Here is a 15,597-nt window from a genome sequence, read left to right as displayed (position 1 = left end):
CTGAAATGCCAGCAGGCTCCCCTTGCCTTCCTTTTACCGGCGGCGTATGATGGGCATCATGAAAAAAGACGACATCCCGGGCCTGTTCTCCGCCTTGGCGGACCGCCCTCTGGCGGACCGCCTGAGGCCGTCCGCACTGGAAGACATCATGGGCCAGGATCATCTGCTGGGGGAAGGAGGACCTCTCCGGCTCATGGCGGACTCCGGCAAGATGACCAGCTTTATCCTATGGGGGCCGCCCGGCTGCGGGAAAACCACGCTGGCGCGCATTCTGGCGACGCGCACATCCATGCATTTCGCAGCTCTCTCCGCCGTCTTCTCCGGCATGGCGGATTTGAGAAAAGCCTTTGACGAAGCGGCCAGGCGCAGGGAATACGGCCATGGGACCCTCCTGTTCGTGGATGAAATACATCGGTTCAACCGCGCCCAGCAGGACGGTTTTCTGCCATATGTGGAAAACGGAACCGTTACGCTGGTGGGGGCCACTACGGAAAACCCCTCCTTTGAACTGAACAGCGCCCTCCTCTCCCGCTGCAAAGTCTTCGTCATGCACTCCCTGGACGCCCCGGCTCTGGAAAGCATCATTGAACGGGCGGAAACCCTTCTTCAGCGTGAACTGCCGCTCGCGCCGGAAGCGCGCGCCACCCTGATAGAACTGGCAGACGGAGACGGCCGCTACCTCATTAACCTGATGGAAAGCGTCTTTGACCTCTGCAAGCCCGATGAAATGCTGGGCACGGACGCACTGCTGAAAATTGTCCAGCAGCGAGCCCCGGTTTACGACAAGGACCGGGAAGGCCATTACAATCTCATCAGCGCCCTGCATAAATCCCTGCGGGGGTCGGATACGGACGCAGCCCTGTACTGGGCCGCACGCATGCTCGAGGGCGGGGAGGATCCTCTCTACCTCCTGCGCCGCCTGACCCGCTTCGCCATGGAGGATATCAGTCTGGCGGACCCTGCCGCACTTCAAATGGCCATTGCCGCGTGGGACGCCTATGAACGCCTGGGCTCTCCGGAAGGAGAGCTGGCGATTGCTGAACTGATTATCTACCTGGGCTGCGCCCCCAAATCCAACAGTGCCTACACCGCGTGGGGAGCGGCACGGAAAGCGGCACGGGAATACGGGTCCCTGATGCCCCCGGCACACATCCTCAACGCGCCCACCAAACTAATGAAGGAACTGGGCTATGGAAAGAATTACGCATACGATCATGACGCGCCGGACGCTTTCTCCGGGCAAAACTACTTTCCGGACAACATGCCCCGCCGCCAGTTCTACAGGCCGCCGGAACGGGGTTTTGAACGGGAAATCAACAAACGCCTGGCCTATTGGGACAAACTGCGCCGCCAGCGGGCGGAAGAGGACGCCGGAAACTCCGGTACGCGCAGTAACAGAAAAAAGCCTCCTGTTCCGGAAAAACGGGATCCCTCATGACGCATCCGCCGGCCATACGGCCACTTCCGCAATTCCCTGCCCCGGAGACAGGCGGATGCGTACGTACCTGGCGCCGGTCCCTTCCGGACACATTGCGGTCAGCTCCGTCCCATCCTTGCGCAAAACGGCTTTAATGTCCTTCCAGCTATTTCCGTCCCTGCTGACCTGAACCGAGGGAGCCGGCCCCTTCCAGCTTCCGGCTGCCTTCACCTCCACCCGGTCCAGGCGGAATTCAAACTCCATGTCCAGCTGCCACCACGGCGCTTTGTCTTCCACGGACGGATGCCATGCAGAAACATCGTCACCGTCGGAAGCCTTCATCGTCTCCTGAAATCCGGAGGAAGCGGAACAGGGCCTCAATACAGCCAAATTGGCTTTCTCTCCGGATTCGGGCCGTCCGTACCGCGCCAGCTGGATATCCCTCTCCTTTGCGCTAAAACGCTTGTAGGGCCTTTCCCGCGTTTCCGCGCTCCTGCCCGCTACGTAAGCCGGAGCATTCCGGCAAACGATTTGGAGGCTATCCCCCTTCAATCCGGGAGAAGACGCCCTGATCACTGTCTTCCCGGCATAATAAGACCGAAACTCAATCGCCGCACAGCCGTCAATTAAATCAATATCCGTTCCGGGCGTGAACGTAATGCTTTTGCCGGTAGGGAACTCCCCGGGACCCGATACCACCGTAAGCGTCACCGGCACGGCATTGGATATCTGCCTTCCGGCGGCGTCCGCCACTTTCACGGTCACATGCACATCGTCCGTGCCGTCCGCCGGGCTGATAACCTTCTTGTCCGCGGACAGTTTCACCTGTGCCGGAGTCCCCTCTACAGGCCACTCCGGAGGAGGAATATTCCTCAACGCATTCCTGTACCAGTACCAGGCCCGCTTGGGAATGCGGAAGTAATCCACAATGCCCATGCGCCCTCCGGAAGGCCAGATGCTGCCGTGGTCAAAGCCGCACCAGACCGCCTCTCCCACGCGCCAGGGATAGCGAATCCCCGCTTCCTTATCCTTCTTCATATCCCCCCAGCCCGGCGCATACGCCCCCGGCCTCCGGCAGCTCACGGAACCATACTCCGTCACCATGCTGGGCCTGCCGGGCGTCTTCACATGGGAACCGTCCCCGTTCAAGGCGGCCATGTCCCCCAGCTTGTCAAAATTTCCGCGCTGCCCGCCCCCGGCGCACACGGGGCGCGTCGGGTCCAACTCCTTCACCAAGGTAATGAGCCTGTTGCACAAAGCCCTGGCCTCCGGCGCATGCCTGGTAAAAAACGGTTCATTGCTGATGCTCCAGATGACGATGGAAGGATGATTGCGGAATTGAAGCACCATCTCCCTCACCTGGCGCATGCAGCTTTCCTCAAACGCAATACGATCCTTCTTTTCCGCAGGATAGGCATCGCAATTCCAGTATCTGTCATGCTCCTTGAACCCGCCCATTCCCCAGAAAATGCCTTCATTCAGCATGCACATGCCCTCCCGGTCGCAAGCATCCAGAAAAGCCTGGGAATGAGGGTAATGGGAGCCGCGGATGAAATTAAACCCGGCGTTCTTCATCAGCCGTACATCACGGCGGGCCCCGGCATCCGTCACGGCATCCCCCCACCCGGCGTGGTCCTGGTGCACATTGGCCCCCTGCAGATAAACAGGTTTCCCGTTAATCAGCATACCCTGGTCCGCCGTCAGCTCCAGAGTACGGAAACCCAGGGGATTTTCAGCCCGGTCCAGCACCTTCCCCTTCTCGTCCAACAATTCCGTCGTCACACGGTACATATTGGGGGCCGCAGGGCTCCACAACCTGGGAGAAGCCAGAGGAGGCAGGTCAGCCTGTACGCGAGAATCTTCCCCGGCCCCCAGTTCCGCGCCCTTCTCTCCCCGCAGCACCACGCAGCCGCTTTGCTCATCCCGCACAGTATGCCGCACCGTCACTTTCCTCACTGTCCCGGTATCATTCTTCACTTCCGTCAAAATCCGGACCTTCCCGCGGGCCGCCGTCACCTCCGGCGTCTGAACCCATACTCCGTGCGCGGGCAAATACACGGGAGAACACACGTGCAGATGCACGTTCCGGTACAGTCCTCCGGAAAAAGTATGCTCCCCCGCCCGAGGCGCAATGCGGGGGCTCCAGCGGTTATCCACCCGTACCTCCACCCAGTTCTCGCCGGGCTTCAGGAAAGGCGTCAAATCCGACCGGAAGGCCGTATACCCCCCTTCATGCCTTCCCGCAGTCTTCCCATTCACCTTCACCTCCGCCACCTGGAAAGCTGCGCCGCAATCCAGAAACACCTTCTTCCCCTGCCATTCCTCCGGCATGACAAGCTTCTTGCGGTAGGAGCCGAACCCCGTGTAAAAGGAATCGGACATAAAGTAGGGCAGACTGAACGTATGGGGCAGATGAACCGTCTGCCAGCCGCTCTTTCCGGGCTCGTCCTCAAGCCGGAACTCCCAGCCGCGATTCCAGATCATCCTCCCGAACAGGGGTGAAGCTTTTTCCGCAGAGGAAACGCCTGTTTCCGCTCCGGCCATGGAAAAACACAGGGCAGCGCCCAGCATGCAGGCCATCATCTTGCGCATGCGTATGTTACCATTCCGCCATGTTCTTTCTTTCATTAAAAAAACATTTCCGCACCCTGAAAAGCCCGCAACAACAAGCCGTGCACCCCGGAAAGGGCGCACGGCTGGAAAACTTCTCCATCCGGGAAGCAGTGCAAAACGCCTGCCGCTCCGTTATTGGGTAATGATATTCAGCTCCGCAACGGTGGCGCTCTGTTCCCCGCCCCTCACCGGAGACCGGGCGTCAAGCTTAAAGTAGCGGGCCTCCACAGGCCTGCCGAAGTCGATGCGCTGAACAGCCGGATCCTTCCGGATATAGTGGTAGGAGAACTGGCCTTTTTTCACTTCCCTCCAATTCCGACCGTCATCGGAAACGGAAAACGTGTACTGGCTGATGAGGCCCTTGTCCTTGTCCATTCTGGGCGTGTAGATAAATCCGGTAAACTTCATTCTGGTTCCCATATCCACGGCAATGGAGTGGGGGAACCCCGGCAGGCCGTTCGTATAGGACGTATGCCAATAGGTATCCGGATTCCCGTCAATGGCAAAATGGGCGAAACCGGTATCCGGCTCTTCCGAAGAAGCGCTTAGAATTTTCCATTCGCCCTGCCCCTTGACGAGGGGGAATTTCCTCTCTCCGGGAGACGTGGAAGGAACCTTGCCGGACTTCATGGAGGCAGCCCAGGCCCTAACTTCCCCTTCGGGAAGCTTGAAGGGATTCCGGTACGTTTTTTCCGGCCCCTTGTTGACGGAATACTTTATCTCCGCCTCGGGCGTAGAGGAAGTCAGACTGACCATGCCGTCCCCATCCCGTTCAATGACAGGGGAATGGGGAACGGCCAGCCCCGTGCGCGCCAGATTCAGCAGGGCGGATGAGGGAGCCAGCACAAACCCCAGGGCTGTGGCCCCGCTCAATGTCTGGTACTTGACCAGCGGACGGGGCCCGCAGGAAGAGCCGCCCAGCCCCATCTGGAAAGCGTCCAGATTCACAATCACTTTATTTTTCTCCGGCAGCCTGTCCAGGCTCCTGGCATCGTTAAGCTCCTTCGGCGTATAACGCAGGACGGAAACCTCCAGCGGAGCCCTGGGAGAGGCGGCCCCCACCCACAGAGCCTGGTCCTCCTGGGGTTTGGACAAGGCTATCCAGTCCGTTTCCATGCGGTTGCCCATATCCTGGGGCCGGGAATAAGCAAAAAACATATCGTCCACGGAAGTGCGGAAAATGTCCTTCCAGCAGCTCGTGCGGCGGTCCCGGTAATTATCCCACGGTCCCAGCCCCAGGTACTCTACCCGGTCATACGCGGCAGGCATCCCGAAAGTGACGCCCAGCCGAAGGAGTTCTTCTCCCTTGGCGGAGGGATACATTCGGACGGAAGCATTGATAATGCCGTTGCCGAAAACCGTCCACGCGACTTCCCCGGAAAAGGCAAGCTCGGAACCTTTCGTCCGGAACTGTGCCGTGATTCGGGCCACGCCGGGGGAAATGACGGCAGCTTTAACGTCGGAATATTCCGCTTTCATATTCTGCATCTTCATTTTCCCTTCAACCTTGCTCCTGATCCAGGCATCGTTATCCACCGGAGAACGGTACGCCTGGAGCTCCACCGGATAGCCGGGCAAAATCAAATCCCGACCGCCATACCGGAGGGAGGAAAGCATCCCGTTTTTGAAGGAGGCGGAAAAACCTTTTCCCTGCACGGCCACGGAATCCCCCTGGAGCACGGAAACAGCAGGCAGCGCCGCCGGGGGAGGCACGGGAACCTCCTTCTCTGCAGATGCCGGGAACCACTCGTAAGCTTCGCACTCATTCACCACATGTTCCAGTTGCTTGGAGGAAAGTTCCTTCACGTCTTCCGGGAGCTTGAACCGGGCATCCGCCAGAACCATCAGGGAACCGGTCCGCATAGCGGCTGAAGGCAGATTAACCGTTGCGGATTTGCCGGGGGGAACCTCCGGCAGAACCATGCGCTCCACGGCATGGCCGCCGCCGGGAACAAGGGATACCAGATAAAGCGTATAACCTTTCAAAGGCTTATGGAAATATTTGTTGCGAACGGACAGGGACCCGTCCTTGCGCTCAAAAGCCATGTACTGGTATACTTTCTTCACCTCTTTCGTCTTGGCCGTGGTGTTCCGGTTGCCAAGAATAATGCCGTTGTCGCAGAAATTGGCCTGGTTGGGCCTGTCTCCGAACATGCCGCCGTAAGCCTGTGTTACTCCCTTGAAAGGGGCGGGCTTGTAAATGCCGTTTCCGGCAGGATTGGCGCGGAGGGACTGGTCCACGAAATCCCAGATGGCCCCGCCCACCATGCGCGGGGAAGACTCGAAGGCATCCATGTACTCCTTGAAATTCCCCAGGGCATTCCCCATGGAGTGGGCATATTCGCACACGAAAAAGGGGCGGGAAGTTTTCTGCTTCCCCCAGTTTTCCACCCGGTCCACGGGCGGATACATGGCGGAATCCATATCCACGGCCTTGTGGCCGTGCGGAAATTCGCAGTAATGGAGGGGCCGCGTAGTGTCATAAGCCCTGACAGCCGCCGCTGCCGCCTCAAAATTGGGACCGTTTCCGGACTCATTGCCCAGGGACCAGAAAACAATGGAAGGGTGGTTCTTGGAACGATGCACCATGCTCATATTGCGCTCCACATGGGCTTTCTTCCAGGAAGGCTTCCGGGAAATATCCATGCTGCTATTGCGGATGCCGTGGGCTTCGCAGTTGGCTTCGTCCATCACGTACAGGCCGTAGCGGTCGCACAACTCATAAAAATAAGGATGATTGGGATAGTGGGAACAACGGACGGTATTGATATTATGCGCCTTGATAATCTGCACGTCCTTTTCCATCACTTCCCGCGGAATGGCGCGCCCGTAATCGGGATGGGCTTCATGGCGGTTGACACCCTTGAACTTGACGGCTCTGCCGTTAATCAGCACGGCGCCGTTATCCGCAATCTCCACGGAACGGAACCCGATATTGACGGAACGGGTATCCTTTCCATTCAGAGAATAAGTCACCCTGTACAGGTTGGGCGTTTCCGCCGTCCATGGCTTCACACCGGGAAATTTCCTGTTCAGGGAAATCTGCACCTCGCCTCCGGAGGGAATGGAGGGAACCTCCAGCGTTCCGGAATCCAGCCTTCCCCTGTTGTCCGTCTGCACGCGGCCGGAACCGTTCCTGCCCTCCCAGTTCAATTTGGTGGAAATCCCGTCGATGGAATAATTCAGCTTCATGCCGGCGGGAATATCCTTTTTACCGGAATTGCGGATGGTGAACGTTCCGTCCAGTACCCCGGTTGTGTAATCCTCCCTGTCCAGTCCGGCCTTCAGGAACAGGTCACGCACGTGCGTCTGCGGCTGGGCAAACAGGGTCACGTCCCGGAAAATGCCGGAAAGGCGCAGGAAATCCTGGTCCTCCAGGTAAGAACCGTCGCTCCAGCGGTATACTTCCACGGCAATCGTATTCCTGCCGGGCCTGACATAGGGAGTAAGGTCAAACTCCGCCCCTGTATAGGAATCTTCGGAATAGCCGACTTGACGGCCATTTACCCACACATAAAAGGCGGACTCCACCCCGTCAAACCGGATCATCACCTGCTCTCCCTTCCAGGAAACGGGCAAATTGAAATCCCGGCGGTAGGAACCCACGGAATTACGCTCCCTGTACGCCGGCCAGTTCTTGGGCGGTTCCCCCATTACCTTGGGAGGATTCGGCTTGAATGGATAGGGAACATTCGTGTAAATGGCCGTTCCATAACCGTAAAGCTGCCAGTTGGAAGGAACCTTGACCGTATCCCATCCGGAAACGGAATAAGAGGGATTGAAGAAATCGGCAGGCCTCTCGTCCGGAGTCATGGAAAATTTGAACTTCCAATCCCCGTTCAAGCTCAACGTTTTATCCGATGCCGGAAAAACGGAGGCTCGGGGAGCCTCCTTATTGATTCCCGTCACCTCTTCATTTTCCCAATCCGGAACATCCCCCAGCAGGGGAAGAGCCGGAGCCAGACACATCACGGAAAACAGAAACGCGCGTACCGTCTTCATCTCGGAATGAATATGGAATTGCTTACTTATACTTTTTCAGGGACGGATCCTGATAACGCTCTGAATCCTTCTTCCCGTCACCTCCGGCAGGGTTCAACGTCCACTTGCAGGAATCCGTGTACGTTTTCCCTCCTATGGAAGCCGTGGCCGTAATAGTGTTGACGCCGGGCTTGAGAGTCACTTCCGGCCAGACGGCGCGCTTCAAATCATCCGGTTTGACACTCCCAACGGGCTTCCCGTTGACGCTCAGCTTCACCACGGAACCATTGCTGTAAACCTTCACGGGCACCGTTTTTTCCGTACGTTCCGCAAACCTGCGGGATGTGATGTATACGGTAGGACGGGGGCTCCAGTTGGCCCTGTAGAAAAAATAGGCGTCCTTGGGCGTCTTGCGGTCATAGGTCACCAGCCCCTTGTCGTTAATGCCGGGGCTTTCCCCCTCAAAACGGGAAGAGGAACCGAAGTCAAACATGTTCCAGACAAAGGCCCCCCACACCTCCGGCCTTTCCCTGATGCACCTGTAATTGATCTCATGCGCATGGGACTGCCATTCCTCCGGATGCCAGAATCCGGTGGGAGACGGCCTTTTGGCCGGATTCTCATGCATGCCCGCGCTGGCGCCGTGACCATACTCACTGACGGCAATGCCCATCTTGCCGCCATAGTCGCGGATGTAGCCGTTCAGGTTACCCTTCATGGTTTCGGGCCCTCCTCCGTACCAGCCGGGATACGTATTGAATGCGATGTGGTCAGGAATATTGTTCAGTTTTCTGCGGCCCGCCTGATTGCTAGCCCCCACGGTCATGCGGGAGGGATCCGTCTCCTTCACGAACTTGTTCAATTCCGTCAACTCAGCTTCCATGTCCACTCCTCTCGTGGCAGCCTCGGGCTGGTGTCCGATTTCATTGAAAATTCCCCACATGCAAATGGAGGGATGATTCCAATGCTGGAAAATCATCTCCCGGGCCTGGAGGCGGTTATTCTCCCGGAACTCCGGCGTATCCCACACCAGGTTGACATTGGGGACCTCGGACCAGACAATCAGCCCCGCCTTGTCGCACAGGTCGTAAATATTGGTGGATGCGGGATAGTGGCCCGTTCTAACCCCATCCGCCCCCATATCCGCAATCAGCCTGATATCCCGCGCCTCATCTTCCGGGGAAAGGGCCCACCCCTTCCCCTTCATATCCTGATGGCGGCTGACCCCCTTGATCTGCATGGTCTTTCCGTTCAGGACAAAACCTTCCTTGGGATTGACGGAAACCGTCCTCAGGCCCAGCGGCTGCACCAGCTCATCCGTCTGGCCATCCGCCGTCCTGATGGAAGTTTTCACCTGGTACAGGTAAGGATTCTTCACTCCGTTCCAGAGTACGGGATTGGCGATTGCCAGCGTTACGGGAACCTCCAGTCTATTCTTTTCCCCGGCGGCGGCCTTTACCGTCTTCCCGGCTACCTTCCTGCCCTTCATGTCCAGGATTTCCACGGCAACATCCACATCCCCGGCCTTTCCGTCCGAATTGAGAAGGGTCTTCACTTCCACCTCGGCCTTGGATTTGCTTAAAGACTTTGTGGTGATGAAAACGCCGGGAGAAGCATAAAAAAGAGGATCAATGCAGACACCGTCCGTCTCAATCAGTTCAATGGGCCGGTACAGCCCGCCGAACATGGAAAAATCCCCGCGCTGGGGGGCGATATGATTACGCTGCGTGTTGTCCACCAGAACGGAAATCGTATTGGAGCCTTTTTTCAAAGGGCCTTATATACTTGACTTCGGTTTCTCCGTATGCTATTAATTAGCCATACTAAGGAGGCACCCATGAACGACCGCTTAACTATTTCACTTTTTGAGCTTTTTGAAAAATTCCCCAATGAGGAATCAGCTAAAAAGTATTTAGAGGAAAAGCGGTGGGGCGATAAGGTAGTTTGCCCGTTCTGCGGGAAAAGCGAAAAACAGTATAGAGTAAAGAGGAACGGGGTTGAGGGGTATTTTGAATGCGGGGAGTGCGGGAAAGTTTATACTGTGAGGACTGGAACTATTTTTGAGAGAAGCCATGTTCCACTTCATAAATGGATTTTTGCCTTCTATTTAGTAGTGACTTCCAGAAAGGGTATTAGCTCCATGCAACTTTCCAAGGAAATTGGGGTTACGCAAAAAACGGCGTGGTTCATGCTTCAAAGGATTAGGGAAGCATGCAATTCCAACCATGATGACGATGACAATAACGGCTTTCTATCTGGAATTGTTGAAGCTGATGGGGTGTATATTGGAGGCAAGGAATCCAATAAGCACGAATCTCAGAAATTGAAGGCTGGGCGCGGAATTGTTGGAAAGACAGCGGTTTTAGGAATGAGAGCCAGAGCAGGAAAGGTTTTAGCAAGGGTTATTCCCGACACTTCAAGAGATACAGTTCACCAAGTTTTGAATAAGTATTTGAGCCGGGATTCCGTTCTGGTTACTGATGAACATGCTTCTTACAAAGAATCACAGTTCAATCATCAGGTGGTGAATCATAGTGCCAAGCAGTATGTTGACGGAATGGCCCATACTAACGGCATCGAGAGCGTATGGGCGGTTTTGAAGAGAGGATTCTATGGAATCTACCATTCATTCAGCACAAAACATTTACAGAGATATGTAGATGAATTTGCGTATCGGTTGAATGAGGGAAATGTGAAAATCCACACATGGGTAAGATTGGATTCTCTTATGGCTAAAGCATTTTCGACGAGAATTACTTACGCCGAATTGAAGAATTGACCGCCACCTTGCGAGCAAGGCGACGGCCTAAGTCATGCAAATCAAAGAATCGCCCCCTTCCCCGAAAGGAAGGAGGCCAGTTAATTCACCGCCGAAAGTTAGAATGACCAGCTAAAGCCAACTGTGATAAAGTGGTATGGGTCAACATCTGACCAGTATTTCGTTATTTCATATCCAATAACGATGTCTGTTTTTTCTGCAACAGCAAATTTGAAACCGATTAATGCCGAGTAAGTTCCACTAGAATCAGACTCAGATACTTTTCCTCCACCTCCAGAGAGTTCCTGTTTATAATAATGAAGGCCTATTTTGCCGCCTAAATAGAAAGTGGCAGAATCAGATAAGGGGACATTAAAAGAATATCCAGCGGTAAATGGGAATACCTGTTGTTTCCATTTCAACTCCCCTTCGTAGGTTTTAGAACCTGTAAGCGCGCCGAGATTGAAAGATAATTCATGGAAAACAGAACCCGCTGGAATGTTAGCGTGAAGTCCTAATTGGGCACCGTACAGGTCTGGCATATCTATTCCATAATCATTCCCCGAATGGAATCCGTACATTCCTCTAATGCTCATTCCAAAATTGGAATCATACCGTGTTGAATATGCGGAACTATAATTCCCTCCCATTCTATAATAGTTCCAAGGGTCACTAGAGGCGGCCTGTGCGGTACATGAGAGGCCCATAAGCCCCAAACTGGTGATGATGGTTTTCGTGTTCATGATGTTTTTAGGTTTTGGATTCCTTAGAGAGGACAAAGAATTATCCTAATGAGATGTAATATTGTCCAATAAAAGAGCTATTATTATCCTAATAGGATTTTGTCAATCATAAATAACCCGGATTCTTCCATTTGCCCTCCTGATAGGAGAAAATTATCCGCATGGACGAGAAACGCCCGCTGGATATTCAGACGTTGGGAAGGTGGTTAGAAGAGAACAAAGTTTCCCGCACCGAACTTGCTTCCTCCCTAGGTCTAGCCAGAAGCACCATTGATAACTATTTTTCCAAGGGCAGTATTCCTAAACACGTTCAGATTCTGATTTCCCGCTACATGAAAGGCCGGGAACCTGCTTCCAACAATGACTTTGTTTCTCAACTGAGCGTTCCTATCCCTAACAAAATTCTCAATTTGGCCGTTCGAGCGGCGGTTCAGAAGGATATGAGTGTTGAGGAATTTGTGGTGTGGGCCACAGAAGGGGCGGCGAGGAAAATTGTGGAAGGGAATAGGTGTAATTAGAAAGAAAGGCTCGGAAATGAGTGGCTATCTAGGTATTTAGAGACTCTCAACGTGAGAGACTCCTTGTACACCTGATGAATGTCGATTACCCAATTCGGAATTGGAATCACAAATCGTCGTTCGAATGAAAAATTCTACTCTAAATGAGATGGTCAAGCGGGCCGTCAAAGAAGGATTGGCGGTGGAGGAATGGATTTTGGGGACTGTGGAGGAGAAGGTTGAAAAATCGTCAATCAATGGATAATATGCGTCATATAGATAATATCGTGTAATATTAGTTGACATATTTTATGAATAATCCATTTTGAAGAGGTACTTATTGTAGAGAGCATCATGTTACCTAAAATATCTTTGAATGAGGAAACTAAGCAGGCGATTGCTCGTTCTGTTGGAGTGCCTGTATCTAGAATATTAGAGATGGATGCCTCTGAATTAGATGCGGCTGTAGAGTCTAAAATTGGCAAGAAACTAAAATTAGACACAAAACGCAATAGATTTCCACTAGTTGGAAGAGGTTCTGTATATTTAGCTCTTTCAAGATTTTTAAGATTTAATCTTGATAAAAAAATAGCTAAAATATAAAATGCTTTCCTCTGATTATTTATCACGTATAGAGAATCTCTATACGACATATAATAATACTATCAAATTATTGATAGCGGATATAGAAGCGAAATACGAAAAATTTCCTATAGAACTTTTTAATGAAATTCGTGCTTTACATGACCATATAGCTAGATGCTATATTCCTGATTTAAAGCCCGAAACTATTAAAGATGAAATTGCAAAAGCGGAAGGACATATTTGGAGAATAATTTTGGATTGTTATAAATACCTTAATATTCATTTATCTGATTATGTTAAAAATTTTGAGAAAAGGACTAAGCGTGTCGATTTATTTGTAGTAGATAATGGACAATTTTACGTCACTTACAAAAAATTGCACAATGAAGCTATTTTCTCAGTTAGAGAGGCTAAAAAAATAGAAGGAATCGATAAAACAAAATCTCTGAAAAAATACGAAGACGCCTATAATCAATATACTGAGCTATACGACCATATTAATTCTAAAATATCAGATATTAATTGGGCAAAAAGGAAATATTGTGTTAAATTTGGTTTGAAGGCTTTACTGTGGATTGCTTCGGTGATTCTTTCTTCTCTCATTACTATTTCAGTCGGTTGTCCGAAATTACAAAGTATTGTTGAAGGCGTTATCGCTTGCTTTTAAAGGCAATGACATTTTTCAATATTGTTTCTTCCAAAGACGTATGTTACACTATCGTGTAGTATGTATAACACACGCACTTTTGAACTACACGATAGTGTAACATACGTCTTTGGAAGCCTCTCCTCTTTACAAGTTAAAAAGCACTACCTCATGAAAAAGTGAGGTAGCGCTTTTCTTTTCGAAATAATACCAATTTCTTATTATTTGACAAAATCAAAAACGACACAACCTCTTCCAGCAAATATCTATATTCTCTTTCCCTACGAAGTAGGAGAGGGGTAACAAGATTAAAAGGGATAATTCCGAAAAATTTTATAAAAAGTATAATTTCAAGTCTTTCCAATCAAATTTCATGCGCATGTTCATAACAATGGAAGACGCATTAGAACTTGTAAAAAAACTCAAAGGGGCTTCTTAGAAGCAATTAAAAAGCGCCTAACTTAAGTATATAAATCCCTTTTCAAAAGGGGCGTTATTTCATAACAGAAAGCCGTAAACGCCCCCTCATGGCTGCCGGCAGGCTTCCCATTGACGGAAACCTCGGAAACAATGCTGGCTCCCCCGCCGCGGATGAAATACCTCTTGCCCGGCCTGGGCTCCACCGGAAGCGTGCGCGAATAAACGGCCGGCCCGCGGCGGTAGGCGTCACTGTTGACGGATTTGGCGTCTTCCCGCTTCCCCTGAGCACCATTGGCGGCATCCTCTGCGTTCCATGTATGGGGCACCGTCACTTTTTCAGCAGGCTTCCCGTTAAAACTGAAATCCCAGGAACCGTTCAGGGAATAAATCTCACGGGCGTCCGCCGCGAAAAAAGACCCCAATACGCAGCAAAGGCCGGCACATGATACGTTGAAAGAATGAATTCTGATGTTCATGATACAGTGAAGCAGTATATCCCATACGTCCGGCCATGTAAAATACTTTCATCCGGCCGTTCCTTTACCCCTCTTCCAACAGAAATATACTCATGCCGGACAAGTCACGTCCATCTTGACATTCAGCACAGGGAGCCGCGCTTTCTAACATTTTCGGTTCCTGCACCATCAGAAACTTTGATTTTCCGGCCGGTTCAAAGAAAACATAAGTAACAACATATCCTTGACGGTTACGCGTTTTCTAGTGGAAAGCATAAGTTTTCCCCATTATAAGGATAGCCTTTTTCATTAAAACCGTGTTTGGACAAACACGAGAAATGAACATGAAAAAAGCACCGAATACAAACAAATTGAAATATGTCGGAGCCGCACTTCTGGAGGGGGAATCAGTCACCCTGATCCAGGCTGCAAGGCTGGTATTAGAAATCAAGGAAGCCCTTGGAGATGAAATCTGTACCATTACCCGGTGCCGGGAAGTCGTCTCCCTGGGATTGAACGCCATTAAAAACAAACATCAAACCGTCAGTTTCGGCACGGCGGCCGTGGAATGCCTGCGTTCCAAAAGCCACCGCCGTCCCCGGACGCTGACGGACATCAGGAGCATCATCCACAAGCTTAAAAAGAGCAATCCGGAACTGGAACACACCTCCCTGCGCAACCTGAGCGTGGAGGAATGCCAGAACATCCTGATGAATACCTTTACCACATCCCGGCAGAGGCACAAAGCGAGGCTCATCTTGAGCGGAATTTTCTCGTTCTCCGTCAAACGCGGATGGTGTGACGAGAATCCCATCCTCCGTGTAGACACGCCTTTTCTGCAGGAGCAGGAAATCCCCGCTCTGACGCTGAAGGAAATAACTCAGCTTCTCAAGGCGGCCATGGAAGAATTTGACGGAAGCTGCGCAGCTGGAGCGGCGCTGATGATCTTTGCAGGAATCCGCCCGCAGGAAGTGGAACGCCTGCTCTGGGAAAACATCGCTCTCCGCGACGGCTGTATCATTCTGAACTCCAAGCATACCAAAACCGGAGGCGCCAGACACGTCACCATCCTGCCCGTGCTCGCCAAATGGCTCAAATTCTGCCGTGACAGGACCAAACCCGGCCCCGGAACTCCCATCTGCCCGAAAGGGTGGACAATCAAGTGGCGCAAAATCCGGAAAAAAGCCGGCTGGGGAGGAAGAAAAAAATCATGGGTGCCGGACTGCCTGCGGCACACCTACGCCAGCTACCACGCCAAGCACTTCAAGGACTACAACCTGTTGCAAATGGAAATGGGGCACCGCTCCTCCTCCCTGCTCCGCACACGGTACTTGAACATGAAAGGCATCTCTCCGCAAACGGCCACGCGCTTCTGGGCCCTGACGCCAGCCAAGGTCATTGAAGAAACGAAACCGCCGGAAGAACCGCCGGTCTCCTGATCCGCAACAAAGGAAAACGCGCCGGCACGGGACAAACGCTCCC

General features: G+C 52.5%; 11 protein-coding genes. 6 read left to right on the top strand and 5 right to left on the bottom strand.

What is annotated here, in order from left to right:
• Positions 1-58 precede the first annotated feature (58 nt).
• Complete coding sequence (locus tag AMUC_RS08900; protein ID WP_123038954.1) at positions 59-1,438, top strand: replication-associated recombination protein A; 1,380 nt, start codon at positions 59-61, stop codon at positions 1,436-1,438.
• Here AMUC_RS08900 and AMUC_RS08895 read toward each other — a convergent pair.
• The 3 genes from AMUC_RS08895 to AMUC_RS08885 all read right to left on the bottom strand — a co-directional run bounded on the left by AMUC_RS08895 (position 1,433) and on the right by AMUC_RS08885 (position 9,782).
• Positions 1,433-4,009 carry a glycoside hydrolase family 2 protein gene (locus AMUC_RS08895; protein ID WP_012420700.1) on the bottom strand — a complete coding sequence of 859 codons (2,577 nt, stop codon included), beginning with the start codon at positions 4,007-4,009 and terminating at the stop codon, positions 1,433-1,435. The genes AMUC_RS08900 and AMUC_RS08895 overlap by 6 nt on opposite strands.
• 153 nt (positions 4,010-4,162) lie before the next feature.
• Positions 4,163-8,032 carry a glycoside hydrolase family 2 gene (locus AMUC_RS08890; RefSeq protein WP_012420699.1) on the bottom strand — a complete coding sequence of 1,290 codons (3,870 nt, stop codon included), beginning with the start codon at positions 8,030-8,032 and terminating at the stop codon, positions 4,163-4,165.
• 22 nt (positions 8,033-8,054) lie between these two features.
• Positions 8,055-9,782 carry a glycoside hydrolase family 2 protein gene (locus AMUC_RS08885; RefSeq protein WP_052294479.1) on the bottom strand — a complete coding sequence of 576 codons (1,728 nt, stop codon included), beginning with the start codon at positions 9,780-9,782 and terminating at the stop codon, positions 8,055-8,057.
• A 66-nt stretch (positions 9,783-9,848) separates the two neighbouring features.
• Here AMUC_RS08885 and AMUC_RS08880 point away from each other — a divergent pair, with 66 nt between their 5' ends.
• Positions 9,849-10,790: an IS1595-like element ISAmu1 family transposase gene (locus AMUC_RS08880; RefSeq protein WP_012420698.1), complete on the top strand. Its 942-nt coding sequence runs from the start codon at positions 9,849-9,851 to the stop codon at positions 10,788-10,790.
• A gap of 98 nt (positions 10,791-10,888) precedes the next feature.
• Here AMUC_RS08880 and AMUC_RS08875 read toward each other — a convergent pair whose 3' ends face one another.
• The gene (locus AMUC_RS08875; protein ID WP_012420697.1) at positions 10,889-11,512 is read right to left on the bottom strand and encodes a porin family protein; all 624 of its coding nucleotides are present in this window, start codon (positions 11,510-11,512) and stop codon (positions 10,889-10,891) included.
• A gap of 161 nt (positions 11,513-11,673) precedes the next feature.
• On the opposite strand from AMUC_RS08875, the gene AMUC_RS08870 reads away from it, so the two are divergent.
• From AMUC_RS08870 to AMUC_RS08865, 3 genes are all read left to right on the top strand, one after another.
• Positions 11,674-12,030 carry a hypothetical protein gene (locus tag AMUC_RS08870; RefSeq protein ID WP_012420696.1) on the top strand — a complete coding sequence of 119 codons (357 nt, stop codon included), beginning with the start codon at positions 11,674-11,676 and terminating at the stop codon, positions 12,028-12,030.
• 333 nt (positions 12,031-12,363) lie between these two features.
• Positions 12,364-12,612 (top strand): hypothetical protein, encoded by a 249-nt coding sequence (locus AMUC_RS12685; RefSeq protein WP_143245852.1) that lies wholly within the window; start codon positions 12,364-12,366, stop codon positions 12,610-12,612.
• A 1-nt stretch (position 12,613) separates the two neighbouring features.
• Entirely contained in the window at positions 12,614-13,261 is a 648-nt protein-coding gene (locus tag AMUC_RS08865; protein ID WP_012420694.1) for a hypothetical protein, read from the top strand.
• A gap of 440 nt (positions 13,262-13,701) precedes the next feature.
• On the opposite strand, the gene AMUC_RS08860 is transcribed toward AMUC_RS08865, so the two are convergent.
• Entirely contained in the window at positions 13,702-14,136 is a 435-nt protein-coding gene (locus tag AMUC_RS08860; protein ID WP_042448209.1) for a hypothetical protein, read from the bottom strand.
• 323 nt (positions 14,137-14,459) lie between these two features.
• Between AMUC_RS08860 and AMUC_RS08855 the strand changes: the two genes are divergently transcribed.
• Entirely contained in the window at positions 14,460-15,554 is a 1,095-nt protein-coding gene (locus AMUC_RS08855; protein WP_157738271.1) for a tyrosine-type recombinase/integrase, read from the top strand.
• Positions 15,555-15,597: the final 43 nt, after the last annotated feature.

The organism is Akkermansia muciniphila ATCC BAA-835 (genome assembly GCF_000020225.1).
Taxonomy (GTDB): domain Bacteria; phylum Verrucomicrobiota; class Verrucomicrobiia; order Verrucomicrobiales; family Akkermansiaceae; genus Akkermansia; species Akkermansia muciniphila.
The sequence above is the reverse complement of the archived record's forward strand: the minus strand, read 5'-3'. Positions and strand labels throughout refer to the sequence as shown.